This window comes from Modestobacter sp. SYSU DS0290 (genome assembly GCF_054050955.1).
In genome coordinates this window covers 100,570-124,273 of sequence record NZ_JBJHAI010000010.1, presented here as the reverse complement: position 1 = coordinate 124,273, position 23,704 = coordinate 100,570, and the positions used below count along the sequence as shown (strand labels likewise).

19 protein-coding genes and 1 pseudogene are annotated in these 23,704 nt (G+C 75.8%); 11 read left to right on the top strand and 9 right to left on the bottom strand.

All coding sequences use genetic code 11. The features are described 5' to 3' along the window. Positions 1-101 precede the first annotated feature (101 nt). The 7 genes and pseudogenes from ACI795_RS10990 to ACI795_RS10960 all read left to right on the top strand — a co-directional run bounded on the left by ACI795_RS10990 (position 102) and on the right by ACI795_RS10960 (position 6,719). A complete protein-coding gene (locus ACI795_RS10990; protein WP_457075530.1) occupies positions 102-3,545 on the top strand; it encodes a TM0106 family RecB-like putative nuclease in 3,444 nt (1,147 codons plus the stop codon). Continuing rightward, positions 3,542-3,757 (top strand): annotated as a pseudogene (locus ACI795_RS10985) (hypothetical protein); the annotation flags it as partial. The gene ACI795_RS10990 and the pseudogene ACI795_RS10985, both read left to right, overlap by 4 nt. Further along, complete coding sequence (locus ACI795_RS10980) at positions 3,700-4,128, top strand: DUF559 domain-containing protein (protein ID WP_457075554.1); 429 nt, start codon at positions 3,700-3,702, stop codon at positions 4,126-4,128. The pseudogene ACI795_RS10985 and the gene ACI795_RS10980, both read left to right, overlap by 58 nt. A 53-nt stretch (positions 4,129-4,181) precedes the next feature. Continuing rightward, positions 4,182-5,144 (top strand): siderophore-interacting protein, encoded by a 963-nt coding sequence (locus ACI795_RS10975; RefSeq protein ID WP_457075529.1) that lies wholly within the window; start codon positions 4,182-4,184, stop codon positions 5,142-5,144. A 33-nt stretch (positions 5,145-5,177) separates the two neighbouring features. Beyond that, positions 5,178-5,336: a hypothetical protein gene (locus ACI795_RS10970; RefSeq protein WP_457075528.1), complete on the top strand. Its 159-nt coding sequence runs from the start codon at positions 5,178-5,180 to the stop codon at positions 5,334-5,336. 4 nt (positions 5,337-5,340) lie between these two features. Further along, a complete protein-coding gene (locus ACI795_RS10965) occupies positions 5,341-5,742 on the top strand; it encodes a hypothetical protein (protein WP_457075527.1) in 402 nt (133 codons plus the stop codon). 383 nt (positions 5,743-6,125) lie between these two features. Next, positions 6,126-6,719 carry a TIGR03086 family metal-binding protein gene (locus ACI795_RS10960; protein ID WP_457075526.1) on the top strand — a complete coding sequence of 198 codons (594 nt, stop codon included), beginning with the start codon at positions 6,126-6,128 and terminating at the stop codon, positions 6,717-6,719. 6 nt (positions 6,720-6,725) lie between these two features. Here ACI795_RS10960 and ACI795_RS10955 read toward each other — a convergent pair whose 3' ends face one another. Next, positions 6,726-7,688 (bottom strand): hypothetical protein, encoded by a 963-nt coding sequence (locus ACI795_RS10955; RefSeq protein ID WP_457075525.1) that lies wholly within the window; start codon positions 7,686-7,688, stop codon positions 6,726-6,728. A 266-nt stretch (positions 7,689-7,954) separates the two neighbouring features. On the opposite strand from ACI795_RS10955, the gene ACI795_RS10950 reads away from it, so the two are divergent. Further along, on the top strand, positions 7,955-9,313 hold the full coding sequence (locus ACI795_RS10950; protein WP_457075524.1) for an MFS transporter: 1,359 nt from the start codon (positions 7,955-7,957) through the stop codon (positions 9,311-9,313). Positions 9,314-9,608: 295 nt separating this feature from the next. Here ACI795_RS10950 and ACI795_RS10945 read toward each other — a convergent pair whose 3' ends face one another. Then, positions 9,609-10,874, bottom strand: coding sequence for a PP2C family protein-serine/threonine phosphatase (locus ACI795_RS10945; protein WP_457075523.1), 1,266 nt, complete (start codon positions 10,872-10,874; stop codon positions 9,609-9,611). A gap of 57 nt (positions 10,875-10,931) precedes the next feature. Continuing rightward, positions 10,932-11,234 (bottom strand): hypothetical protein, encoded by a 303-nt coding sequence (locus ACI795_RS10940; protein ID WP_457075522.1) that lies wholly within the window; start codon positions 11,232-11,234, stop codon positions 10,932-10,934. Between the two features lie 18 nt (positions 11,235-11,252). On the opposite strand from ACI795_RS10940, the gene ACI795_RS10935 reads away from it, so the two are divergent. Beyond that, positions 11,253-11,930, top strand: a complete 678-nt coding sequence (locus ACI795_RS10935) for a hypothetical protein (RefSeq protein WP_457075521.1) — start codon at positions 11,253-11,255, stop codon at positions 11,928-11,930. Between the two features lie 6 nt (positions 11,931-11,936). On the opposite strand, the gene ACI795_RS10930 is transcribed toward ACI795_RS10935, so the two are convergent. From ACI795_RS10930 to ACI795_RS10905, 6 genes are all read right to left on the bottom strand, one after another. Then, the gene (locus ACI795_RS10930; RefSeq protein ID WP_457075520.1) at positions 11,937-12,668 is read right to left on the bottom strand and encodes a GAF domain-containing protein; all 732 of its coding nucleotides are present in this window, start codon (positions 12,666-12,668) and stop codon (positions 11,937-11,939) included. A 130-nt stretch (positions 12,669-12,798) separates the two neighbouring features. Further along, on the bottom strand, positions 12,799-14,808 hold the full coding sequence (locus tag ACI795_RS10925) for a PAS domain-containing sensor histidine kinase (RefSeq protein WP_457075519.1): 2,010 nt from the start codon (positions 14,806-14,808) through the stop codon (positions 12,799-12,801). After that, positions 14,808-15,989: an HD domain-containing phosphohydrolase gene (locus ACI795_RS10920; RefSeq protein WP_457075518.1), complete on the bottom strand. Its 1,182-nt coding sequence runs from the start codon at positions 15,987-15,989 to the stop codon at positions 14,808-14,810. Before ACI795_RS10920 ends, ACI795_RS10925 begins: the two co-directional genes overlap by 1 nt. A 140-nt stretch (positions 15,990-16,129) precedes the next feature. Next, entirely contained in the window at positions 16,130-19,540 is a 3,411-nt protein-coding gene (cydC, locus tag ACI795_RS10915; RefSeq protein ID WP_457075517.1) for a thiol reductant ABC exporter subunit CydC, read from the bottom strand. A 41-nt stretch (positions 19,541-19,581) separates the two neighbouring features. Continuing rightward, positions 19,582-20,607 (bottom strand): cytochrome d ubiquinol oxidase subunit II, encoded by a 1,026-nt coding sequence (cydB, locus tag ACI795_RS10910; RefSeq protein ID WP_457075516.1) that lies wholly within the window; start codon positions 20,605-20,607, stop codon positions 19,582-19,584. A gap of 27 nt (positions 20,608-20,634) precedes the next feature. Next, positions 20,635-22,218 (bottom strand): cytochrome ubiquinol oxidase subunit I, encoded by a 1,584-nt coding sequence (locus ACI795_RS10905; RefSeq protein ID WP_457075515.1) that lies wholly within the window; start codon positions 22,216-22,218, stop codon positions 20,635-20,637. Positions 22,219-22,365: 147 nt separating this feature from the next. Between ACI795_RS10905 and ACI795_RS10900 the strand changes: the two genes are divergently transcribed. Further along, positions 22,366-22,743 (top strand): BlaI/MecI/CopY family transcriptional regulator, encoded by a 378-nt coding sequence (locus ACI795_RS10900; protein ID WP_457075514.1) that lies wholly within the window; start codon positions 22,366-22,368, stop codon positions 22,741-22,743. 2 nt (positions 22,744-22,745) lie between these two features. After that, a complete protein-coding gene (locus ACI795_RS10895) occupies positions 22,746-23,693 on the top strand; it encodes a M56 family metallopeptidase (protein ID WP_457075513.1) in 948 nt (315 codons plus the stop codon). Positions 23,694-23,704 lie beyond the last annotated feature (11 nt).

The window sequence follows — 23,704 nt, the reverse complement described above, 5'->3', positions numbered from 1 at the left end:
GATCGTTCCGTCAGTGCGGCGGACGCCCGGACCCGGAACCGTCGGACCGTGGCCCTAGCGTCGTCCGCAGCTCCTCCGCCGGGGGAGGGAACGGGGGCGCGGTGTACGAGATCGACGGCGGGCTGGTGGTCAGCGCGAGCGACCTGACCGGGTTCCTGGAGTGCGAGCACCTGACCCGGCTCTCGCTGGAGGTGGCCCGCGGTGAACGCGCCCGGCCCGCCGCCGTCGACCCGATGACCGAGCTCGTCGCCGCGCACGGCATCGAGCACGAGGCCCGGCACCTCCAGCGGCTGCGTGACCGCGGGCTGTCCGTCGTCGAGATCGCCGGCCCCACCGGGAAGGACCCGGCGGCCCTGCGCCGCGCCCAGGCCGAGACCCTCGCTGCGATGCGCGCCGGCGCCGACGTCGTCTACCAGGCGACCTTCACCGACGGCACCTGGCGCGGGCACGCCGACTTCCTGCTCAAGCGCACCGACCGGGTCAGCGACCTGGGTCCCTGGGCCTACGACGTCGCCGACACCAAGCTGGCGCGGCGGATCAAGGTCCCGGCCCTGCTGCAGATGGCGCTCTACGGCGACCTGCTGGCGTCCCTGCAGGGCACGCCGCCCGAGCTGCTCACCGTGGTCACCGGTGACCAGCAGGAGCTGGTCTTCCGCTACGCCGACGCGGCGGCCTACACCCGGAGCACCCGGCAGCGCTTCCTCGACCGGCTGGCCGACGGCGAGCTCGCCCCGCCCTACCCGAACGCGCACTGCGGGGTCTGCCCGTGGCGGGAGACCTGCACCGAACGCTGGCGCGGGGAGGACTCCCTCTCGCTGGTGGCGTTCATGCGCCGCGACCACGCCCTCGCGCTGACCGCGGCCGGCATCTCCACGGTGCGCGCACTCGCCGAGCACAGCCCTGATGCGCTGCCCGATGGGATCGGGCGGACGTCCCGGGAACGGCTCACCCAGCAGGCGCGGCTGCAGGTGGCCGAGCGCGCCACCGGCCAGCCGTCCTACGAGTTCCTGCCCCGGGAGCCCGGCCGCGGGTTCGAGCTGCTGCCCCCGCCGAGCGGCGGCGACCTCTTCTTCGACATCGAGGGCGACCCGTTCGCCGGCGACACCGGGCTGGAGTACCTCTGGGGGGTCCTCGACGCGGCCGGTGCGTTCACCGCCCACTGGGGCTGCGACCCCACCGGGAACGAGCACGCGGACGCCGAGCAACGGGCCTTCGAGGCGCTGGTCGACCAGCTGACGGCGGCCCACGCCGCCGACCCGGCGATGCACGTCTACCACTACGCGCCCTACGAACCGACCCGGCTGAAGACCCTCTCCGCCCGGCTCGGCACCCGGGAGGCCGAGGTCGACCGGCTGCTGCGGGCCGACGTCCTGGTCGACCTCTACGCGGTGGTCCGGCAGGGGCTGCGGCTGAGCAAGGAGTCCTATTCGATCAAGCAGGTCGAGGACTACTACCGCGGCGCCACCCGCGCACACGGGGCGGACGTCTCCGACGCCGGGGAGAGCATCGTCGCCTTCGAGCGCTGGCTGGCCACCCGCGACCAGGGGCTGCTCGACCAGATCGAGGCCTACAACCGCGACGACTGCCTCTCCACCCGGGAGCTGCGCGACTGGCTGGAGGAGCGCCGCACCGAGCTGCTCCGCTCCGGCGCCGAGCTGCGCCGGCCGGCCGACGGCGACCCGGACGCATCCGCGGAACTCGTCGCGGCGCAGGCGCTGCGCGAGGAGCTCGAGGAGCGGCTGACCGCCGGGTTGCCGCCGGCCGGTCGCACCCCCGAGGAGGAGGCCACCTGGCTGCTCGCCCAGCAGCTGGGCTGGCACGCGCGGGAGGCGAGGTCGGCCTGGTGGGAGTACTTCCGGCTGCGCGACCTCCCCGCCGACGACCTCGAGCGGGAGACCGCCGCCCTCGGCCCGCTGACCGACCCGGAGTTCCTCGGGGCGCAACGGCGGTCGCAGCACTGGCGCTACACGTTCCCGCCGCAGGAGACCAAGGTGTCGGCGGGCTCCCGGTTCGAGCACCTGCTGCCGGCGGTGGACGGGGGGCGGGTCACCAGCACGGTCGTGGACATCGACCCGACCGCCGGCTGGGTGGTCCTCGCCCGCGGAACGGCCACGGCCGCCGAGCACCCCACCGGCCTGCTGCCCACCGCCCCGCCCAGCGACGCGCTGTTCCGGGCCGCGCTGGCCGAGCTCGGCGAACAGGTCGCGGCCACCGGCATCGACGCCGACGGCCCGCGCCGGGCCGCCCGCGACCTGCTGCTGCGCCGCCCGCCGCGGCTGGTCACCGGTACCCGGCTGCGTGAGCCGGGGGAGGAGCCGGGGGCGACGGCGCGCCGGCTGGCCGCCGCGCTGGACGGCGGGGTGCTGGCCGTGCAGGGGCCACCGGGCGCGGGCAAGACCCACACCGGTGCCCGGGCGGTCGTCGACCTGGTCCGCGCCGGCCGACGGGTGGGGCTGACGGCCTCCAGCCACAAGGTGATCGGCAACCTGCTCGACGCGGTGATGGCCGCCGCCCGGGAGGCCGGGGTGCCGGTCCGGGCGCTGCAGAAGGCCGACGAACTGCAGCGGTGCAGCGACCGCGACGTGCAGTGCGTCGGCAGCAACGGCCAGGTCGTCGACGCCCTGGACGGCGGCGACGTCGACCTGGTCGCGGGCACCTCGTGGCTGTTCACCCGCGAGGAGCTCGCCGGCCGGCTCGACGTGCTGGTGGTCGACGAGGCCGGCCAGCTGTCGCTGGCCAACACCCTGGCGGTCAGCCGGGCCGCGCGGAACCTGGTGCTGCTCGGCGACCCGCAGCAGCTGCGGCAGCCCGGCCGCGGCATCCACCCCGACGGCGCCGACGTGTCCGCGCTGGAGCACGTGCTCGGCGGCGACGAGGTGCTCCCGGCCGACCGCGGGGTCTTCCTCGACCGCTCGTGGCGGATGGCGCCCGCCCTGTGCTCGGTGGTGAGCGGCCTCGCCTACGACGGGCAGCTGCAGCCGGCGTGGGTGACCGCCGACAACGCGCTGGACGCGCCACCGCGCTGGGCCGCGCCGGCCGGCATCGGCTGGGTCCCCGTGGTGCACGAGGGCAACGGCGCGGCGTCGGCCGAGGAGGCCGCGGTCGTCGCGGAGCTGGTCGGTGACCTGATGGGCCGTACCTGGCGGGCGGGCGGCCAGGAGCGGGTGATGGGCCAGGCCGACGTCCTGGTGGTCACGCCGTACAACGCGCAGGTCAACCAGGTCCGCAGCGCACTGGCCGGTGCCGGGCTCGGCGGCGTGGAGGTCGGCACCGTCGACAAGTTCCAGGGGCGCGAGGCCGCGGTGACGGTGTTCTCGCTGGCGGCGTCCAGCGGCGCCCACGTGCCGCGCCGGCTGGAGTTCCTGCTCGACCGGCACCGGCTCAACGTGGCGCTGTCCCGGGCGAAGACCGTCGCCTACCTGGTGGGCAGCCCGGCGCTGCTGACCTCGCCGGTGCACACCCCCGAGCAGCTCCGCCTGGTCAACGGCCTGTGCCGCCTGGTGGAGGTCGCCACCGGCACCCCCGCCGCCCCGACCAGCGCATGACAGTCCCGGTCGACCTCCGGGTCGCGCCGCCTCCGTCGTCGGCACCGGTGCGCGAGCGCTTTCGGCGGCAGGGGCGCCGGGACACCGCACCGGAACTGGCGGTGCGGCGCCGCCTGCACGCCCGTGGTGTCCGGTACCGGGTCGACGTGCGGCCCTGCCGGGAGACCCGGGCTCGGGGGGACCTCGTCTGGAAGGGCCGCCGCGTCGTCGTCTTCATCGACGGTCGAAGGACCCCTCTGCCCCCCACCGCTCGCACGCTCGCGGCGGGCCCCTGCAGAGGGGCCGCTCGGCGAAGCTGGCCGGCAACGTCCAGCGGGACCGGCGGACGGACGCAGTGCTCACCGGGCTGGGCTGGCGTGTGCTGCGGTTCTGGGAGCACGAGGACCCTGATGCGGTCGTCGATCGGATCTGCGCTGCGCTGCGCGACTGCGGTGAGCATCGAACCCCCGCGGCCCGAGATCGGCTGGGAAGCGGCCGTGCGGGTTCAGCGGTGGGCGGCGGGGTCTGTGCAGCAGCCGGCGGGGCAGTGACCGAAGGAGGCGGCTCCAGGCAGGCGGTTCCCCTGACGGGCTGGTTAGGCTAGCCTCACCAACGTCCGGTGGCGGAAGCGCCGGTCTGCCGAACCGGGAGAGCACCATGAGCACGGCGACGACCGAACGTCCCGCCCGCACTGCCTCAGCAGCGTCCTCCACCCCGGCCGCGGCTCCCGAGTACCGCTTCTTCGCCGTACGCGTCGCCCGTGTGCAGCGGATCAGCCCCACCTTCCGGCGGCTCACCCTGGCCGGGCCGGAGCTGACCGGCTTCGGCGCCGGTGGCGCCGACCAGCGGATCAAGCTCGTCCTCTCCCGCGACGGCGCCCCGGTCGAGGAGCTGCTCACCGACGGCCCCTCCTGGTACCAGGAGTACTGCGCGCTGCCCGACGACCGCCGTCCGTACCTGCGCACCTACACCGTGCGCGACGCCCGCCCCGAACTGGGCGAGCTGGACGTCGACGTCGTCCTGCACGGCATCGACGACGGCCACGCCGGCCCGGCCGCCTCCTGGGCCGCCGCCGCCGTCCCCGGTGACCGCATCGTGGTCCTCGGCCCCGACCGGCCGGGCACCGGCCGCGCCTGGGGCGTCGAGTGGGCGCCGCCGGCCGACGGCACCCTCTTCCTCGCCGGCGACGAGACCGCGGTCCCGGCGATCAGCGCCATCGTCGAGGCGCTGCCCGCCGGCCGCCGCACCATCGCGGTGCTGGAGGTCCCGGTCGCCGGCGACGTCCTCTCCCTCGCCGTCCCCGCCGGTGTCGAGGTCCGCTGGCTGGTACGCGGCGAGCGGGCCCGGGGCGAAGCCCTCGGCCCGGCCGTGCACGCCGCGCTGTGCGAGCTCGGCGTCGCCAAGCCCACGCCTGGCCAGGAGCCCGAGGACGTCGACCTGGGGAGCGGAATCCTCTGGGAGGTCCCCGAGGCCGGCGCCGACGGCTGCTACGCCTGGCTGGCCGGGGAGGCCGGCATGGTCAAGAAGCTGCGCCGCCGGCTGGTGCGCGACCTCGGCGTCCCGCGCACCTCCGTGGCCTTCATGGGGTACTGGCGGACCGGCGCCGCGGAAGGCAGCTGAGCGGAGCCGCCCGAGGCGCTCTACGGTCGGGGTGTGCTGCGGACACTGCTGCTCCTGTTGGCCCTGGTGGTGCTCGTCTGGGTCGCCCTGAGCGTGGTCGGCTGGGTGCTGAAGGGGCTGTTCTGGCTCGCCGTCGTCGCGCTGGCCGTCGTCGCCGGCACCGCCGTCCTGGGTTCCTCCCGCCGGGGTTGAGCCGGTGACCGTCGTGCTGGTCGACGTCGCCAACGTGCTCGGCTCCCGCCCCGACGGCTGGTGGCGGGACCGCGCCGGCGCGACGGCCCGGCTGCTGGACCGCCTCGCGACCCTCCGGACGGCCACCCTCGACGCGCCGGACGGCGGGCAGGTCACCGTCGCCGGGCTGGTCGCCGTCGTCGAGGGACAGGCGCGGGACGTCGACGCACCCGCCGGGATGCGGCTCGTCCGCGCCCCCGGCAGCGGGGACGACGCGCTCGCCGCCACCGCCGCCGAACTCGCGGACGGCGACGACGACGTGCTCGTGGTGACCGCCGACCGCGGCCTGCGCGCGCGGCTGCCGGCGGCGGCCCGGGTCACCGGTCCCGGCTGGCTGCTGTCGGCGGCCGACGCCCGCGGGGGCTGAGCCCACCCGGACGCCGGAGTCGGCTCTCCCGCGCGGGGGCGCCGGTGGCCGCCCGCGCTCACGACGCTGGACGGCGCTCGGGCAGCTACCCGGAGCACTGATCCGGAGGTCCACCGTGCCCTCGCCCCCGCACCCACCGCGCCTTCCCGCACCGCGGGGCACGGCACGCCCGTCGCTCCTCGATCGCACGTCCACGGCGTGGACCGCCCTCGCCGGCGCCGGCACCGGGCTGCTCCTCGGCGTGGAGGCGGTGCGCAGCCACGTGGCCGGGGTGCTCGCCAGGACCGGGGCCCGGGACCGGACGCAGGCCGTCGTGCTGGCCCACCGCTCGGGCTTCGTCCCCGGTCGAGCGCGAAGGCGCGCGGTCGGTGCAGGCTGCGTGCATGACCGACCCCGTCATCCCGCCCCAGGCCGTCCGATCCGCCGCCGACCTGGCCGCCACCGCGCTCGCCGCGGTCCGCCCCGAGCACCTGGCCGCCCGCACGCCGTGCGCCGACTGGGACGTCCGGGCACTGCTGGACCACCTGGCCTGGGCTGCGCTGATCGCCCAGCGGTCGGCCACCCGGATGCCGCTCGACCCGCCGGCCCCGGGCCGGCCCGCGCCCTTCCTCGACGGGCTGCTCCCTGAGCAGTGGGCCGCGGCGGTCGTCCCGGAGCTCGACGCCGCCGCCGACGCGTGGGCCGACCCGGCCGCTTGGGAGGGCGACACGGTGATGGGTGGCGCCCCGCTGCCAGCCACCGTCGTGGGGTCGCTGATGCTGACCGAGTTCGCGCTGCACGGCTGGGACCTGGCCACGGCCGTGGGCGCGCCGCTGTCCGTCCCGTCGGGCCTGGCGGACCGCACCCTCGCCGCCGTCGAGCAGCTGGCGCCGATGGGCCGGGACGGCGGCTGGTACGGCCCCGCCGTCCCGGTGTCGGCCGACGCGGGCCCGCTGGACCGCGCGCTCGCGCTGACCGGCCGCGATCCCGCGCGCTGACCGGGCTCAGCGGGCGGGGAGGCGGACCACCTTCAGCCGGGTCGAGCGGCGCCGCCCCGGCAGGCACGCGGCGAGGGCGAGCAGCACCGCCGCGCCGTCCTCGATGACGGCGGCCTGCCAGTCCGGCATCAGCCGCCCGGCCCACCGCCGCCAGGCGACGCCGCCGTAGGAGCCGGCCAGGGCGCCGGCGATCCCCGCGGTCGCCGGCAGGGCGGCGTTCGCCGCGGCCCGCCGGGCCAGCAGGGCACCGCCGCCGGCGCCGCTGACCAGCCGGCCCGGCAGCGCCTGCGCGCTGGTGCGCGCCGGAACGCCCGGCTGCTTGTCGGCGTAGATCTCAGCGCCCACCGAGGCCAGGGAGGCGAGCTTCTTCAGCGCCCCGGTGTCCTGCGCGGTGATTGTCGGTGCGGCGATGCCGAGCGAGCTCCGGCCGCCGGTGGCCACCCCGAGCAGCAGCGAGCGGGCCACCAGCCCGGGGCGCGCCTTCTGCCGGGGGAGCACGCGCTCCCGGGGGGTCGGCAGCCCGGACACCACCGCCTGCACGGTCGCCCCGTAGGCCAGGTGGGGAAGCGCCTCGGCGACCCAGTCCCGGCTGCTCCACGCCGTCGGGTCGTCGACCCCGAGCGCGGCCACCGGCAGGTTGGTCGCCGCGCTGGACGCGGCGCCCTTGACCACGGTGCCGACCGGGAACGACAGCTTCACCCCGGCGGACCGGACGACGCTGGACACCACGCCCAGGGCCACGCCGTTGGTGATCCCGGCCAGCGCACCCAGCGCGGTGCGGCGTGACTCCCGCTCCCGGCCGCTCCCGCTGATCGGCGTGCCGGCTGCGTTCGCCAGCGCCTCGGCGGTCCGTTCGGGCAGGGTGCTCGCCGGCCGGCCGCGCACGGCCATGTCCAGCCAGGTGACGGCGTTGAGAGCGGTGGTCCCGGCGGCGCCGGCGAGCAGGCCGCGGGTGAAGGTCCCGGTCATGCTCTGACCCTGCGCGGGGATCGGGCCCCCGGCAACCGCAGAGCCGGACGGGCCTGGTGGGGCGGCACCGTGGGCGCTCTCACCACGTCGGGGACGGCAGGGCACACCTCCCGGTGGCATCGTGGAGAACAGCGCCCGAGGTCGTGTGCACCCCGACCCCCGCAGCCGCTCCGCGGTGCTGCGCGTCCACTCCCCGAAGGTCTCCCATGGTCATGCCTGTGTCCTCCCGTGTCCGTGACCGGGTTCCCGCACCGCTGCGCGTTGCGGTGAGCCGGCCCGCGCCGTCCTCCGGTCCGCCCGCCGCGCCGCCGTCGTTGCGGCGGCTGCAGGTCGCCGTCGCCGTCCTGTTCGGTCTCGACGGTTTCGTGTTCGGCAGCTGGGCCGCCCGGGTGCCCGACGTCGGCGCGGCCACCGGCGCGGGCCACTCCGCCCTGGGGGTCGCGCTGCTGTGCCTCTCGCTCGGCGCGCTCGCCTGCATGCAGATCACCGGCGGCCTGTGCGCCCGGTTCGGCACCGGGCGGGTGGCGGCGCTGGCCGGGGTGGCCGCCAGCGTCAGCGCCGTCCTGCCCGGGCTGGCCGGCTCGGTGCCCGCGCTGTGCGCCGGGCTGCTCTGCTTCGGCGCCGTCACAGGTGCGGTGAACGTCGCCGCGAACAGCGTTGGGGTGCAGGTGGAGGCCCGGGCCGGGCGGCCGCTGCTGTCCGGTCTGCACGCGGCGTTCAGCGGTGGCGGGCTGGTCGGTGCGCTGGTCGGTGGGCTGGCCTCCGCCGTGACGGGGGTGGCACCCCACCTGGCCGCCGTGGCGGTCGTCGGGCTGGGCGCGATGGCCTGGGCCGGACCGGTGCTCGTCCGCGGCGACGTCGGCCGCCCCTCGGCCGGCCGGTCCGTCCCCGTCGCCGACGAGGCACGCGGTCGACGCCCCACCGGCGTCCTGGTGCTGCTCGGCGCGGTGGCCGGGGCGACCGCCTACGGCGAGGGTGCGCTGAGCGACTGGGGTGCGCTGCACCTGCGCGAGCAGGTGGCGGCCGCGCCCGCCCTCGCGGCCGCCGGCTACGCCGGCTTCTCCTCGGCGATGGCCGCCGGCCGGCTGGCCGGCGGCCGGCTGGTGCTCGCCCTCGGCGAGCGGCGCCTGCTGGTCGGTGGTTCGCTCCTGGCCGCGGCCGGCGCCCTGGTCGCGGTGACGACCACGTCCCTGCCGGTGGCGCTGGCCAGCTTCGTGGTCGTCGGCCTGGGACTGGCCAACGTCTTCCCGCTGGCCATCGCCCGGGCCGGTGCACTCGGTGGGCCCTCGGGCGTCGCGCTGTCCACCACGGTCGGGTACACGGGTCTGCTCGGTGGCCCGCCGTTGATCGGCTTCCTCGCCGACCACGCCGGGCTGCCCGCGGCCCTGGGCACGGTGGCGCTGGTGGCGGTGCTGGCCGCGGTGCTCGTCCTGGGCATCGAGGAGGAGCGGGTGCGGCGCCCGGTGCTGCCGCGCTGGGGCTGGGCGCAGCCGGTGGCGTTCGGAAGGCGTCCGGTGGCGGTGGTGCTGCGGCCGGTCAGCGGCGTGCTGCGCCCGGCGGCGGTCCGCGCGCACGTCGGCGTCTGCAGCTACCTGCGGGACCTGCAGCTGCTCGAGGTCGGCTGACCGGGAGGTCGCTCGCCGCACCGACCGCGGGCCCGTCGAGCCGTGCGTGGACTCGGCGTCCCGTTCTGCCACACCCCGTCAACGGGCCGGGTCGGGGCGAGCACGCTGACGTCCTCCTGGAGCCCCCGGCCTGGTCCGGGGCCCTGAGCCGGAGGTCCGCAGATGACCGTCCGACCCGCAGTCGCCCGAACGCCGAATGGACCCGGGCGGGGGTCGACCGCAGGCACCTCCGCGGCGGAGACGCCGGCTGGGTGCTGCTCGCCGGTCATCTCCGGGGACCACGCCGGGTGCAACCTCAGTCGGCCGGCGTCGACTCCGGGATCTGGGGGTCCAGCTCGTCGTCCCGCGGCGGGTTCTTCCACTCCACGAGCAGCAGGGAGGCGTCGTCGCTGGTCCGCCCGGCGCGGGCGGCCATCAGGGCGTGCGACAGCCGGCGCACGGTCTCCGCGCAGTTCAGCCCGGCCTGGGTGTGCTCCTCCAGCAGCGCCTGCAGCCGGGCCTCACCGAACTGCTCCCCGCCGTCGAGCCGCTCCTCGACCACCCCGTCGGTGAAGAACAGCAGCCGGTCCCCGGCCTCCAGGTGGACCGAGCGCGCCTGCGGGCGCCCGGCGCCCAGGCCCACCGGCCGGCTGACCGGACCGGTCAGCTCGCCGATCACCCGCCCGCCGCGCACCCACAGGGCGGCCGGGTGGCCGGCGTTGACCCAGGTGAACTCCCCGGTCCGGGTGTCCAGCCGGCCGAGCTGGGCGGTGGCGAACCGGTCCGGGAACGAGCCGGCGACCACCTGGTCCATCTCGGCGTAGATCCCGTCCAGCGGCGCGTCGGCCCGCCGTCCGTGCCGGTGGGCGCCGACGACGACGGTGGCCATGGTCGCCGCGTCGAGGCCATGGCCCATGGCGTCGACGACGAGCACCTGCAGCAGGTGCTCGTTCAGGGCGTAGTCGAAGGCGTCCCCACCGACCTCGTAGGCGGGCTCGAGCACCCCGGCCAGGTCGATGTCCGGGGTGGTCATCATCAGCGGGGGCAGGGTCTGCCACTGCAGCTGTGCCGCCAGGGTCATCGGCCGGGTCTTGCGCGTCTGGACGAAGGTGTCGGTGTAGGCGGACTTGGTCACCACCAGGTCGGCCACCAGCCCGGCCAGTCGCTGGGCCAGCTGCCGGTCGTGGTCGTCGAGGCGGGGCAGGGTCAGGGACAGCACCCCGACCCGGTCGGAGCCGTCGAGCATCGGGAGGTGCAGCCGCACCGCACCGCCGGGTTGCGGCACCTCGACCGGGGCGTTGGTGGTGAACGCCCGCCCGATGTCGCTGCCGTCGATGCGCGCCGGGTCGCCGACCAGGCCCCGCCCGCTGAGCGGCTGGAGCCACACCTGGTCGTAGTCCTGCAGGTGGATGCTCACGTCGCGGGCGCCGGCGCTGCCCGCCTCCTGGGCCACGAGCGGGCCCACGAGCCGCGGGGGGATGAGGTGCGCCCGGTCGAGCAGCGCGCCCAGCAGCCGCTCACCCACGCTCTCGGTGCTCGGATGCTGCCGTCCGGGTTCGCCGAAGCCGCTGCCGCTCGTCACCCGAAGACCATGATCGCCGGGCAGGCGCGGCAAACACGACCGTCGGTGAAGGCGCGATCACAGGCCCGCGGGGTCGGCGGGGGTCGTCCGGGGCAGTCGGCGCAGCGGCCCGATCCGCATCACCGAGCTGAGCACCGCCTCCATCGGGTGCCGCCGCGGCGGCTGCACCTCGGCCGGCCAGTCCGGCACCATGTCCGGGTCGGCGGGGGCGGCCTCGGCGTCGGCCATCCGGCCCTGCAGCCTGGCCCGCACCTCCTCGGCGGTGTAGGACCGGCGGTGCCGTTCGTGGCGCAGCAGCACCGCCCCGGTGGCGGCAACCCCGGTGATCCCGGCGACTCCGAGCAGCTTCCCGACCCGCATGACCCGTACCGTAGTGGTGTGGCTCACAATCGCACCGGGTTCGTGCGTGGCACCTCCGCGCGGGCCCTCTCGTTGCACGAGGCCGGCGAGCTGACCCGGACCGGCGACGTGTGGGTGTTCCGCGGTGGTTCGCTGGCCGACCGCGCCATCCAGACGGTCACCAACGCCCCGGTCAACCACGTCGGCATGGCCGTCGTCCTCGACGACCTGCCGCCGCTGCTGTGGCACGCGGAGCTCGGCCACTCGCTGGCCGACGTCTGGACCGGCCGGCACCAACGCGGGGTGCAGCTGCACGACCTCGCCGACGCCGTCTGCGTCTGGAAGAAGCGGTACGGGCAGCAGGCCTGGCTGCGGCAACTGGTCGGCCCGGCCGACGACGGCGGGGTGACCCGGGCGATGGAGGACGCCGTGCTGCGCACCATCGCGCGGCTGGACGGCAAGCCGTTCCCGACCACCCGCGGGCTCGCCCGGGGCTGGGTCAACGGCCGGCTGCGGCGGCACCAGACCAACGACACGGTGTTCTGTGCCGAGCTGGTCGCCGCCACCTACACCGCGATGGGGCTGCTGCCCGCGGACCGGCCGCTCACCGCCTTCGACCCGGGCAGCTTCTGGTCCGGCGACGCGCTGGAGCTCATCGACGCCCAGCTCGGCCCGGAGATCCGCGTCGACGTCGCCCTCGACGCGCCCTGCCGCTGACGCGGGTCAGTCCGCGGGGCGGCCGGACACGTCGGCGGGGGTGAGCCGGCCGGCCAGCAGGTCCGCGGCGACCGAGTCCACCGACCGGCCGGTGGCCCACGCGTGCGCCCGCAGCATGGCCAGCGCCGCGGGGGCGTCGACGTCCCATGCCGTCGTGGCCCGTCCGACCGCCTCCCAGACCGCTGCGCGCCGGGCCGCGGCCGGGGTGTGCAGCCACCCCGGGCCGTCCGCCGCCGTCCAGGACGACCACAGCGCCGCGTCACCCAGCGCGGAGGTGATCAGCTCGCCGACCGCGAGGGTGTCGAAGACGTCCAGCTGCGGGACGTCGGCCGGCTCGGCCAGGAAGACGTCGAGCACTCCCACGCCGGTCAGCGCCGACCGCAGCGGCAGGCAGACCACCCCCCGGAACGGCGTGCCGGTCAAGAGCAGATCGGCGTAGGCCGGCCAGCGGTGCCGGAGGTCCTGCGGCATCGCGAGGACCGGGTGCCCGGTGCCGTAGACCGCCGTGCACGGCCCCTCGCCGGCGGTGAACTGCAGTCGCTCGGCCCGGCTCGCCTCCGGCGAGCTCGCGCCCAGCGGTATGCGGCCCCGGGTGCCGGCCCGCACGCTGAACCCGACCCCGTCCACCGCGAGCACCCCGGCGGCTGCCCGGGCCAGCCGGTCGGGCAGCAGCGCGGGGTCCTGGCCATCGGCCTGCTCGCTCGCCAGTGCAGCGGCGAAGCGCCGTCCCAGGCCCACGCCCGCAGGAGTGCGCCGTCCCGGGCGGCCCGAAACGCGGCCAGGTCCGCCCGGCCCGCACCACCAGCCGGCGGCGGCGCGGCGACACGCCCGGCTGGCCGCTCCGGCGCGGGGAGCGACCGTGCACCGGTCACGCGACCCCGGGCTCCTCCCGCCGCGGCCCGTCGATGGGCAGGCGCACGGTGAAGGTGCTGCCCACGCCCGGTTCGGACCGGACGGTCAACGTGCCGCCGTGCGCCTCCTGGACCACTGCGCGGGCCAGCGGCAGCCCCTGGCCCGTGCCGCGCCCGACGTCCTTCGTCGTGAAGAACGGGTCGAAGATCTTCGCGCGCACGTGGTCGGGGATGCCGGTCCCGGTGTCGCTGATCCGGATCACGACCTGGTCGCCGTCGACCGCGCTCCGCACCTCGATCGTCCCCCGCCGGCCGGTCTCCTCCACCGCGTCGGCGGCGTTGACGAGCAGGTTGAGGAAGACCTGGTTCAGGTCGGCGATGTTGCACCGGACCGGCGGGATCTCCGTCAGGTCCAGCTCCAGGTCGGCGACGCTCCGCACCTGGTGCCCGGCCACCGTGACCGTGGCGGTCAGTGCCTCGTTGAGGTCCGCGGGCACCAGCTCGGGGTGGCCGGGGTGGCTGAACGTCTTCATCGCCCGCACGATCGTCGCCACCCGGTCGATCCCGCCCAGGGTCTGGGCGACCGCGCTGGGCACCTCGGTCTGCAGGAAGTCGAACTCGATGCCGGCCTCGGCCTCGCGCATCCGGGTCTGCCGTTCCCGCCACTCCAGCGGGTCCTCGCGGTCCAGCATCTCGCGGTACAGGACCAGCATCGACATGAGGTCACCGAACGCGTCGGCCAGGAACCGCGCGTTGTCCCCGACGTACTGGATCGGGGTGTTGATCTCGTGCGCCAGCCCCGCCGACAACCGCCCCAGCGACTCGAGCTTGGACTCCCGGTGCATCTCGGCGTCGCGAGCCTTGCGGTCGGTGATGTCGCGGGTGCACATCTGCACCTCGGTGATCCGGCCGTCGGCGTCGCGCAACACCGAGGAGATGGCCTCCACCCAGACCCAATGGCCGTCCCGGTGCCGCAGCCGGAAGGTGAGCTCGCCACGTCCGGCATCGGCGCGGAACCGCCCGTCGCTGTGCAGCAGGGTGCCGAGGTCGTCGGGGTGCACGAAGTCCAGCGCCCGCGCGCCGATCACCTGTTCGGGGTCCATGCCCAGGACGCAGGCGATCGCCGGTGAGACGTACCGGATCGTGCTGTCCGGGTCGTGCTGGCTGATCAGGTCACCGCTGTTCTCGGCCAGCAGGCGGTGCAGCGCCTCGGACCGGGCCAGTGAGACCGCTGCGGCACGCCGCTCGGTGATGTCGCGCAGGAAGGCGTGGAACCGCCATGCGCCGCCCCACCGCATCCGACCGACGGTGAGCTCGATCTCGATCTGCCGGCCGTCCTTGTGCTGTGCCCGCATCTCCACCGGGCCCAGCGGCAGTTCGGCGTCGTCCAGCTCGTGCAGCCGGGTCAGGGCGTCCCGGTACTCGTCGCGCAGCCGGCGCGGGACGATCAGGTCCAGCAGCGGCTGCCCGAGCGCCTCCGCGGCGGACCAGCCCAGCAGCGACTGCGCCGCACCGTTCCAGCCGTTGATCGTGCCGTCGTGGTCCATGCCGACGAAGCCGTCCCCGGTGGTGGCCAGCACACCGCCCAGCTGGGCGTCGCTCTGGCGCTGCCGGGTGCTGTCGCAGAACTTGCTGACCGCGCCGACGATCCGGCCGTCGACCAGCACCGGCTGGCTGCGGCCCTCGATCGCGATCAGCGAGCCGTCCCCGCGCCAGACGAGCGTGTCCTCGTCGACGAAGGGGATTCCCTCGGCGAGCACCTGGCGCTGGGGGCACTCCTGGAACGGGAAGGGTGAGCCGTCCGGGCGGGAGTGGTGGATGAGCGAGTGCAGCTGGGCGCCCACCAGGTCGTGCAGGTGGTGGCCGAGCAGCGCCGCGGCGGCCGGGTTGGCGTAGCGGCAGACGCCGTCGGTGTCGACGGAGTAGATGCCGTCGGCGCAGGCGTCCAGCAGCGCACGCACGTGCGCGGGGGGGACCAGGGCCTCCTCGGTCGCGGTCATCAGCTCGGTGGTGCGTGCGTCGGTCATCAGGCACCGGTCCCGGTGACGGACAGCCGGCCGGTGATCTGCTCCTGCTGGAGGAAGTTCTCCAGGCGCTGCACCAGCGGTTCGGTGACGATCGTCCCGCGGCCCACGAGCAGGACCCCGGAGGTGGTGGCGACGTCGTCGAACACCACCATCCCGGGGCGCAGCTCCGGGACGGTGACCTCGTAGGGGACCGGGGCGTCCCCCTCGGTCTCGTGGCAGCTGATGAGCGCGTCCAGCACCACCGGGTCGTACGCGCCGGCGTCGGCCCGCAGGGCGGCGATGGTGTCCTGCACGGAGGGGCGCTGGTCCAAGCCCTTGTGGAAGTCCACCGCCACCTTGAGGATCCGGGATCCGATGGGCAGGTCGGCGCCCACGGGGACGCCGGGTCCCGATTCACGGCCGTCGTAGCGGGCCGGCTGCCAGCCGATCGCGTCGGCCACGTGCTCCAGGCGCGGGATGCGGCCGACGAGGTCCCGGCTGACCTGCGGGATCCGGCCCACCATCGCGAGCTCGTCCTCGTCGAGCGGCCGTCCGGCGTCGATCTTGGCGAAGACGGACGGGGGGATGCTCACCAGACCCAAGGAGCCGAGCATCGAGGTGATCTCGATCTCCCAGGGGTCCTCCACCTCGAGGGCCACCGCGAGCTCCAGGACGGTGCGGGTGATCCGCGACGCCCGGGCGAACGCGGTGGGCTGCGCGAGTGCGAGGGTGGCGGTCAGCGCGTCGACGGTGCGCCGCAGCGTGGTCGCCAGCAGCTCCTTCTCCGCGCTCATCAGCCGGTTCAGCTCCACCGCGTTGTCCAGCTCCTCGAGCAGGACCTCCGGGGGGCAGGGCTTGGTGAGGAACCGGTAGACGTGCCCCTCGTTCACCGCGGCGATGGCGGCCTGCGTGTCGGCCTGGCCGGTGAGCAGGACGCGCACGATCTCCGGGTGCTGCTCGCGGATGCGGGACAGCAGTGTCGCCCCGTCCATCTCGGGCATGCGCATGTCGCAGACGATGACGTGCACGGACTCGGTCTCGAGCAGCTCGAGGGCGGCGGCCCCACCGGTGGCCGTGTGCACCGTGAACTGCTTGCGCAGCTGGCGGCGCAGACCGTCGAGGATCGCGATCTCGTCGTCCACCAGCAGGATGGACGGGGAGTCGCGCCCGGCGCGCTGTGGCGCAGCGGAGAGGTGGTTCATGGCGAGGTGCCTCCGGTGCCGATGCGGTCGAGCCGCCTGAATGGGCGGACACGATCGTTTCGGTACCGCCCGGGCTCGACTGGAGCCGGTGCAGGGCCGGGGTGACCCGCAGGGGTGACCTGTGCCACCCGCGCTCCGGGTCAGCGGCGGGCGGACTGCACCGATGCGCCGGGCAGGGTGAGCACCGTGTCGTCCTCGTCGGGCAGCTGCGGGTCGTGGGTCACGCACACCACCAGCCGGCCGGCCAGCGCCCGGCGCAGGTCGGCGACCAGCGCCGCCGCCGTGGGCGGGTCCAGGTGGGCGGTTGGCTCGTCCAGCAGGACCACGTCCCGGTCGGCCAGCAGCGCGCGGGCGACGGCGAGCCGCCGCCGCTCCCCGCCGGACAGCGACGTCCCGCCGGCCCCGACCGGGGTGTCCAGCCCGGCGGGGAGCGAGGCGAGCAGCGGGGCCAGCCCGGCGTCGGTCAGTGCCTGCCGCATCGCCGCCTCCCCGGGAGGGCCGGCGAGCTCGCCGCGCGGCCGGGCCAGCGCGAGGTTGGCCCGCAGGGAGGCGTCGAACACGTGCGCGTCCTGCGGGCACCAGGCCATCGCGGCCTGCACGTCGGCACGGGTCAGCCGGGACACCGGCACCGGGCGTCGGCCGTCGCCGAGCACGTACTCACCGGACGACGGGCGCAGCGCGGCCAGCAGCACCGACAGCAGCGTCGACTTGCCCGAACCCGACGGGCCGGTGACCACCAGCCACCCGTTGCCGGCGGTGGCGACCAGGTCCAGGTCACGCAGCACCCCGGGGCGCCCGGGCCAGCCGGCGGACAGGGACTCGGTGGCCAGCTCCCGGACGGGGCGCGGGGCGGGCAGCCGGTCGGCCGGTGCGGGGTCGGCGGCCACCGGCTCGGTCAGCACGGCGGCGATCCGGGCCCGGGCGTCGGACAGCGCGAGCCGGTGCCGCCGGGCGGCGTTGATCGCGGCCAGCGGCTCCAGCAGGGCCAGCGGCGCGAGCGCGAGCACGGCGGCCACCGGGGCGGAGATCTCCCCGGCGCGCACCGCGGCCGCGCATGCGGCGAGCGCCAGCACGGCGGCCGCCCCGGTGGCGAACGCCGCCACCGCGTCCCCGACCGCCACCGCGGCGGCGCCCGCACCGGCCGCCCGTCCCTGGCGGCGCCCCAGGGCGTCGAGCCGGTCGACCGCCGCGGGCACCAGGCCGTGCGTGCGCAGGTCGGTGGCCGCGTCGAGGGTGGCGGTGGTCTCCCGCAGCGTCACCGTCTGCAGCTCGGCGGCGGCCCGGGACACGCCCCGGTCCGCCCAGCGGTGCACCAGCAGCACCAGGATCACCGCGGCGGCCAGCACGGCGGCCACCAGCGCGCCGGCCCGCGGGTCCAGCACGGTGAGCACCGCCGTGGTGAGGACCAGCACCGAGCCGGCCACCAGCGGCGGGGTGACCACCCGCACGGAGAGGTCCTGCACCAGGCCGACGTCGCCGACCAGGCGGGCCAGCGCGCGGCCGGGGGTCCGGTCGGCGGCCGGGCCCTGGGCCACCAGCGCCCGCCACAGCTGCAGCCGGGTCGTCGAGGCCAGGCGGAAGGCGGCGTCGTGGGTGGCCAGCCGCTCCAGCCAGCGCAGCACCGCACGGCCCAGGCCGGAGGCGCGCACCGCGACGATGGCGACCATCAGGGTGAGGATCGGCGGCTGCTCCGCGGCCCGCACGATCAGCCAGCCGGAGACCGCGGTGAGCGCGATGCCGGCCGCGCTGGAGGCGGCGCCGTAGCCCACGGCCTTGGCCAGCACGCGGCGCGGCCAGCCCAGCGCCGCGGTCGCCGGCTGCGCACGCCCCGCGCCCACGGTGGTCGGCGGCGGGGCGCTCTCGGCGCGGAGCGTGGGGATGCCGGCGCCGAGCGTGGGTGCGCCGGTGGGGAGCGTGCGGGGAACGGTGGTCAGCGGCGGGGTCCCGGTCGGCGCCGGCAGCGCCACCGTGCGGTCGGCGAGCGCCGCCAGCGCCGGCTCGTGGGTGACGAGCACGGTGCACAGCGAGCCGCGCAGCCGGTGCAGCACGGCGGCCACCCGCGCGGTGGCGGCGGTGTCGAGCGCGGCGGTCGGTTCGTCGAGCAGCAGCACCCGGGCGCCGCGCTGCACCCGCACGAGCGCGCGGGCCAGCGCCACCCGCTGCAGCTCGCCGGGGGAGAGCGTGCGGCAGACCCGGTCGCGCAGGTGCCCGCCCTCCACCCACTCCAGGGCGGTCTCCGCCAGGCCGGTGGCGCGCTCGGCGTCGACGTCCCCGGCGTGCCGGCGCAGCTCGTCGACGACCGTGTCGGCGACGGTGCGGGGGAACTGCGGGACGACGGCGACGTCCTCGGGCCGCAGCACGGTCCCGGTGACCTCGACCCCGGCGCCGTCGGCCAGCTGACCGGCGAGCACTGCGAGCACGGTCGACTTGCCCGAGCCGCTGGGCCCGCGCAGCGCGACCAGTTCGCCGGGGGCGACGGTCAGCGCGGCGCCGTCGACCGCGGGGACGCCGCGGCCGGCGAAGCGCACGGTCAGGTCGGCGACGGTCACGCCCCGCGGCGCACCGGCCGGCGGCGGCCCGACGACCGGGCGCGGCAGCGGGGTGTCCAGCACCCCGCGCGCGGCGGCCGCGGCCTCGGCGGCGTCCTCCGAGGCGTGGTGGGCCGCGCCGAGGGCGCGCAGCGGGGCGAACGCCTCGGGCGCCAGCAGCAGCGCGAGCAGCCCGACGTCGAGGTCGATGCCGCCCTCGACCAGGCGGATGCCGACGGTGACCGCGACCAGCGCCACCGACAGGGTGGCGAGCACCTCGAGCACGAGGGAGGAGAGGAACGCCGTGCGCAGCGTGGCGAGGGTGCGGCGGCGGTGGGTCTCACCGAGCTCGGCGAGGGCGGTCAGCTGGTCGGCGGCGCGGCCCAGGCCGCTGAGCACCGGCAGCCCGCGGACCAGCTCGGCGACGTGCCCGGCGATCCGGTCCAGCGCCCGGGCGGCCTGCGCCGTCTCGTCGCGGGTGTGCAGCCCGACCAGAACCATGAACAGCGGCACCAGGGGCAGGGTCACGCCGACCAGCAGGGCGGAGAGCCAGTCGGTCACCCCGAGGACGACGAGCAGCACCGGCGGGACGACGGCGGTCTGCGCCAGCGCCGGGAGGTAGGTGGCCAGCGCGGGCCCGAGGTCGTGCAGGCGGGTGGTGGCGAGCACCGCCGCGGGGCCGGTGCCCCCGGCCGCGGTCACTGCCTCGCCCTGGCCACCCAGCAGCCGCACCAGCAGCCGGCGCCGCAGGGTGTCCTCGGCGCGGCGGGCGTCGCGGGTGGCCACGACGGTGCCCACCCCGCCGGCGAGCGCCCGCACCGCCGCACCGAGCAGGGCCACGCCGAGCGCCGTCCCGGGGGTCTGCCCGGCGAACACGTCGGCGACCGACCGGGCGAGCCCGGCGGCCAGCAGCACCACGCCGGCGGTCTGCACGAACGCGAGGACGGCGGCGCGGGCGAGGGCACCGGGCAGCCCCGGCACGCCCGCGAGCGCGCCCAGCGGGCCGCGCCGCCGGTCGTCCACCGGGGCAGAAATGGTGATTCCTGCCCCGGACGGGGCCGGGGTCATGCGCTCACCGGCTCCCCGGGCGCCTCGTGCGGGGTCTGCGGCTCGGCGGAGAGCCGCGTGCGGAAGACCCAGTAGGTCCACGCCTGGTAGCCGAGCACGATCGGCAGCCCGAACCCGGCGGCCCAGGTCATCACGGTCAGCGTGTAGTCGCTGACCGAGGCGTCGGCGATCGTGACGTCGAAGGCGGGGTCGATCGTCGAGGGGACGACGACCGGGTACGCGGCGCCGAAGATCGTGGCGGCGGAGCCGAGCATGACGACCGCCCACGCGGTGAACGCCGGACCCTCCCGGTCCAGCCGGAGGTAGCTGCAGGTGAGCAGCACCGCGAGCGCGGCGACCAGCCACACGACGGCGGTGACCATCGTGCCCGAGCGCAGCTGTACCAGCCCGGCCCACAGCAGCAGCGGCAGGGCGGCGACCGGTGACCAGCGGGTGGCGAACCGGCGGGCGGCCACCCGGACCGGGCCGTCGGTCTTCAGCGCGAGGAACACCGCGCCGTGCACCATCGAGTAGGCCAGCACCGCCACCGCGCCCAGCAGCGCCGGCCAGCCGACCCCGGCGAACGCGCCGCCGACCCGGGTGCCGTCGCCGTCGATGGGCAGGCCGAGGGTGGTGCTGCCCAGCGCGGCACCGATGCCCAGCGCAGCGATCAGCGACCCGGCGGTGATGACGTGGGTCCAGGTGCTGTCCCACTGCGCGGTGTGGTGCGAGTGCCGCCACTCGAAGGCGACCGCCCGGATGATCAGCCCGAACAGCACGAGCACGAAGGGCAGGTACAACGCGGGCAGCCAGGTGGCGTACCAGCCGGGGAAGGCGGCGAAGACGGCGCCGGCGGCGGTGATCAGCCAGACCTCGTTGCCGTCCCACAGCGGGCCGATGCTGCGCAGCATCAGGTGGCGGTCGGCCTCCTTGCGGCCGATCACCGGCAGCAGGGCGGCGACGCCGAAGTCGAAGCCCTCCAGCAGCAGGAATCCGATCCAGAGCACCGCGACGGCGGCGAACCAGAGTGTCTGCAGGTCCATGTCGTTCTCTCTCGGCTCTCGGTCGGATCAGTACGCGAAGGAGAGGACGTCGTCCTCGTCGGCCCGGCGGGTGCTGGCGCTGCCCGGCGTGACGTCGGCGCCGCCGCTGACGTCGTCGTCCGGGCCGCCCTCGGGGGTGTGCCCGGGGGTGGGGGCCCCGTCGCTGGTGGTGACACCACGGCGGACGAAGCGGGTGAGCAGCCACAGCTCCACGACCGCGAGCGCCCCGTAGACCAGCGTGAGCGCGATCAGCGACGTCCACACCTCGGCGGCGCTGACGCCGGGGGAGACCGCCTGGGCGGTGAAGAAGTAGACCTGCTCCTCGCGCGGGACGTCGGGATTGGGGTAGACGACGAACGGCTGGCGGCCCATCTCGGTGAAGATCCAGCCGGCGGCGTTGGCGAGGAACGGCGTGCCGACGGCCAGCAGCGAGCCGTAGACCCCGATCTGCGACGTCGGCACCCTCCCGCGCCGGGTGGACCACAGGGCGTAGGCCCCGACGGCGGCCGAGACGACGCCCATGCCGATCATCAGCCGGAAGCTCCAGTAGGTGACCGCCAGCACCGGGGTGTAGTCGATCGGCTCGCCGGCCTTGTCGCCGAACGACGGGTCGTCGGGGTAGGTGGCGCCGTAGGCGGCCGAGTACTCCTCCTGCAGCTCGTTCACCCCGGGGACGGCGGTGGAGAAGTCACCGTGCGCCAGGTAGGAGAGCAGGTAGGGGACGGTCCAGGAGTGGACGTCGTCGCACTCGTTGTTGCCGAGCTTGCCGAAGGCGAAGATCGAGAACGGTGCGGGCGCCTCGGTCGTGCAGAGCGCCTCGGCCGAGCTCATCTTGAGCGGCTGCTGCTCGTACATCAGCTTGGCCTGGTAGTCACCGGTGATCGCGACCAGCACGAAGGCGATCAGCGACACGTACCCACCGAGGCGGGCCGAGCGGCGCCACACGGCGTGGTCGGTCTCCTCGGGCGAGCGCCCGGCCAGCCGGCGCTTGCGCAGGTGGTAGAGGCCGATGCCGACGAGCGCGGCGCCGGCGACCATGAGCGCACCGGCGATGGTGTGGCTGAAGGCGGCCAGGGCGGTGTTGTTGCTCAGCACCGCGAAGAAGTCGACCTGCTCGGGGCGGCCGGTGGTGTCGTCGGTGACGACGCCGACCGGGTGCTGCATCCAGGAGTTCGCCGCGATGATGAAGTACGCGCTGACGATCGACCCGATCACCGCGGCCCACAGCGAGGCCAGGTGCAGCTTCTTCGGGATCCGGCCCCAGCCGAAGATCCACAGGCCGAGGAAGGTCGACTCCAGGAAGAAGGCCAGCAGGGCCTCCAGCGCCAGCAGCGAGCCGAAGACGTCGCCGACGAAGCGGCTGTACTCGCTCCAGGCCAGGCCGAACTGGAACTCCTGGACCAGGCCGGTGGCCACGCCCAGGACGAAGTTGATCAGGTAGACGCGACCCCAGAAGCGCGTCATGCGCAGCCACTCGGGCTTGTCGGTGCGCACCCACATGGTGTGCATGACCGCCACCAGGATCCCCAGCCCGATGGTCAGCGGGACCATCAGGAAGTGGTAGACGGTGGTGATCCCGAACTGCCAGCGCGCCACGTCCAGGACGTCCACGGGCCTGCCCCTCTTCTCGCGTCGTACGATCGACACGTTCTTCTACGGTTCGTAGAACTCATTTCTACGCCTCGTAGAACCGAAGTTCTACGACCGGTAGAGACAATCGGCTGTGAGACGCCGGACAGGGAGGGACCTTTGGCCTCGATGGGAGAGCTGGAACGCACCGTCATGGACTGGCTGTGGACCGCCGGCGGTCCGGCGAGCGCTGCGCAGGTGCGGGACGGCCTCAACGCCGCCGGCGGGGACCGCGACCTCGCGCTCACCACCGTGCACACGGTCCTCGGGCGGCTGGAGCAGAAGGGCTTCCTGGTGCACGACGACGCCCGTCCCCGCCGGTTCGCGCCGCGGGCCTCGCGCGAGGACCACGCCGCGGAGCTGATGCGGGAGGTGCTCGGTCAGGCCGCCGACCGGCAGGCCGTGCTGGCCCGGTTCGTAGGTGGGGTCGACGCGGACGAGGCGCGGATGCTGCGCGAGCTGCTGGCCGGCGTCGACCGGCCGGAGCAGGACGCCGGCGCCCGCTGACCGTGCTGACCGCGACCGCGACCGCGCTCGCCGTCCTCGCCGCGTTGCTGGCGTGGCCGGTGCCCGCAGCGCTGGCCCGGGCCGGCTGGGCGCGCCGCGACCCGCTGGCGGCCCTGGTCTGCTGGCAGGCGATCGGGCTGGCCGGTGGGCTGTCGATCATCGGTGCACTGCTGGTGCACGGGCTGGCGCCGTGGGGTCACTCGCTGCCCGAGGCGTGGTGGCACTGGGTCACCCGCCAACCGGCCACCGAACCGGTGCGCGGGGACCACTGGGTCGCGCAGACCCTCGCCGCGGTGCTCGCCCTGGAGCTGCTGGGGGTGCTCGCGCTGTCCTGGGTGCGCACCGCCCGCACCCGGCGGCGGCACCGGGAGCTGCTCGAGCTCGTCGTCGCCCCCCGCCTGCCCGGCGCGCTCGACCCGGCGGCCGAGGCGCTGCTGCTGGACCACCCGGCGCCGGTCGCCTTCTGCATCCCCGGCGCCAGGCCGCTGCTGGTGCTCTCCTCCGGGATGGTCGCCGAGCTGCCCCGGAACCAGCTCGCCGCCGTCGTCGCGCACGAGCGGGCGCACCTGCGGGAGCACCACCACCTGCTGCTGCTGCCCTTCGTCGCCTGGCGGGCGGCGCTGCCGGTGCTCCCCGCCGCCGATCGGGCGCACGACGCCGTCCGGGACCTGGTGGAGATGCGGGCCGACGACGTCGCACTGACCTCGCTGCCCGGCCCGGACCCGCGCCGCACCCTGGCTGCGGCGATCGTCGCCTCCGCGGGTGGCGCGGGCGGTCAGGTGCCGGCCGGCGCGCTGGCGGTCACCGGGGGAGCGGTCGCCGTCCGGGTGCGCCGGCTGCTCGCCCCGGCTGCGCCACTGCCCCGGGGCGGCCGGGTCGCGGCGATCGCGAGCGCGCTGGCGCTGCTGCTGGTGCCGACCGTCCTGCTGCTGCTCCCCGCCCTCCTCTGACGCGTCGCCGC

Bases quoted from the DNA above. Each gene is read 5' to 3' on its own strand.
- cydB (WP_457075516.1), bottom strand. From the start codon at position 20,607: ATGGACCTGCAGACACTCTGGTTCGCCGCCGTCGCGGTGCTCTGGATC.
- ACI795_RS10920 (WP_457075518.1), bottom strand. From the start codon at position 15,989: ATGAACCACCTCTCCGCTGCGCCACAGCGCGCCGGGCGCGACTCCCCG.
- ACI795_RS10900 (WP_457075514.1), top strand. From the start codon at position 22,366: ATGGGAGAGCTGGAACGCACCGTCATGGACTGGCTGTGGACCGCCGGC.
- ACI795_RS10940 (WP_457075522.1), bottom strand. From the start codon at position 11,234: ATGCGGGTCGGGAAGCTGCTCGGAGTCGCCGGGATCACCGGGGTTGCC.
- ACI795_RS10960 (WP_457075526.1), top strand. From the start codon at position 6,126: ATGACCGACCCCGTCATCCCGCCCCAGGCCGTCCGATCCGCCGCCGAC.
- ACI795_RS10955 (WP_457075525.1), bottom strand. From the start codon at position 7,688: ATGACCGGGACCTTCACCCGCGGCCTGCTCGCCGGCGCCGCCGGGACC.
- ACI795_RS10925 (WP_457075519.1), bottom strand. From the start codon at position 14,808: ATGACCGACGCACGCACCACCGAGCTGATGACCGCGACCGAGGAGGCC.
- ACI795_RS10975 (WP_457075529.1), top strand. From the start codon at position 4,182: ATGAGCACGGCGACGACCGAACGTCCCGCCCGCACTGCCTCAGCAGCG.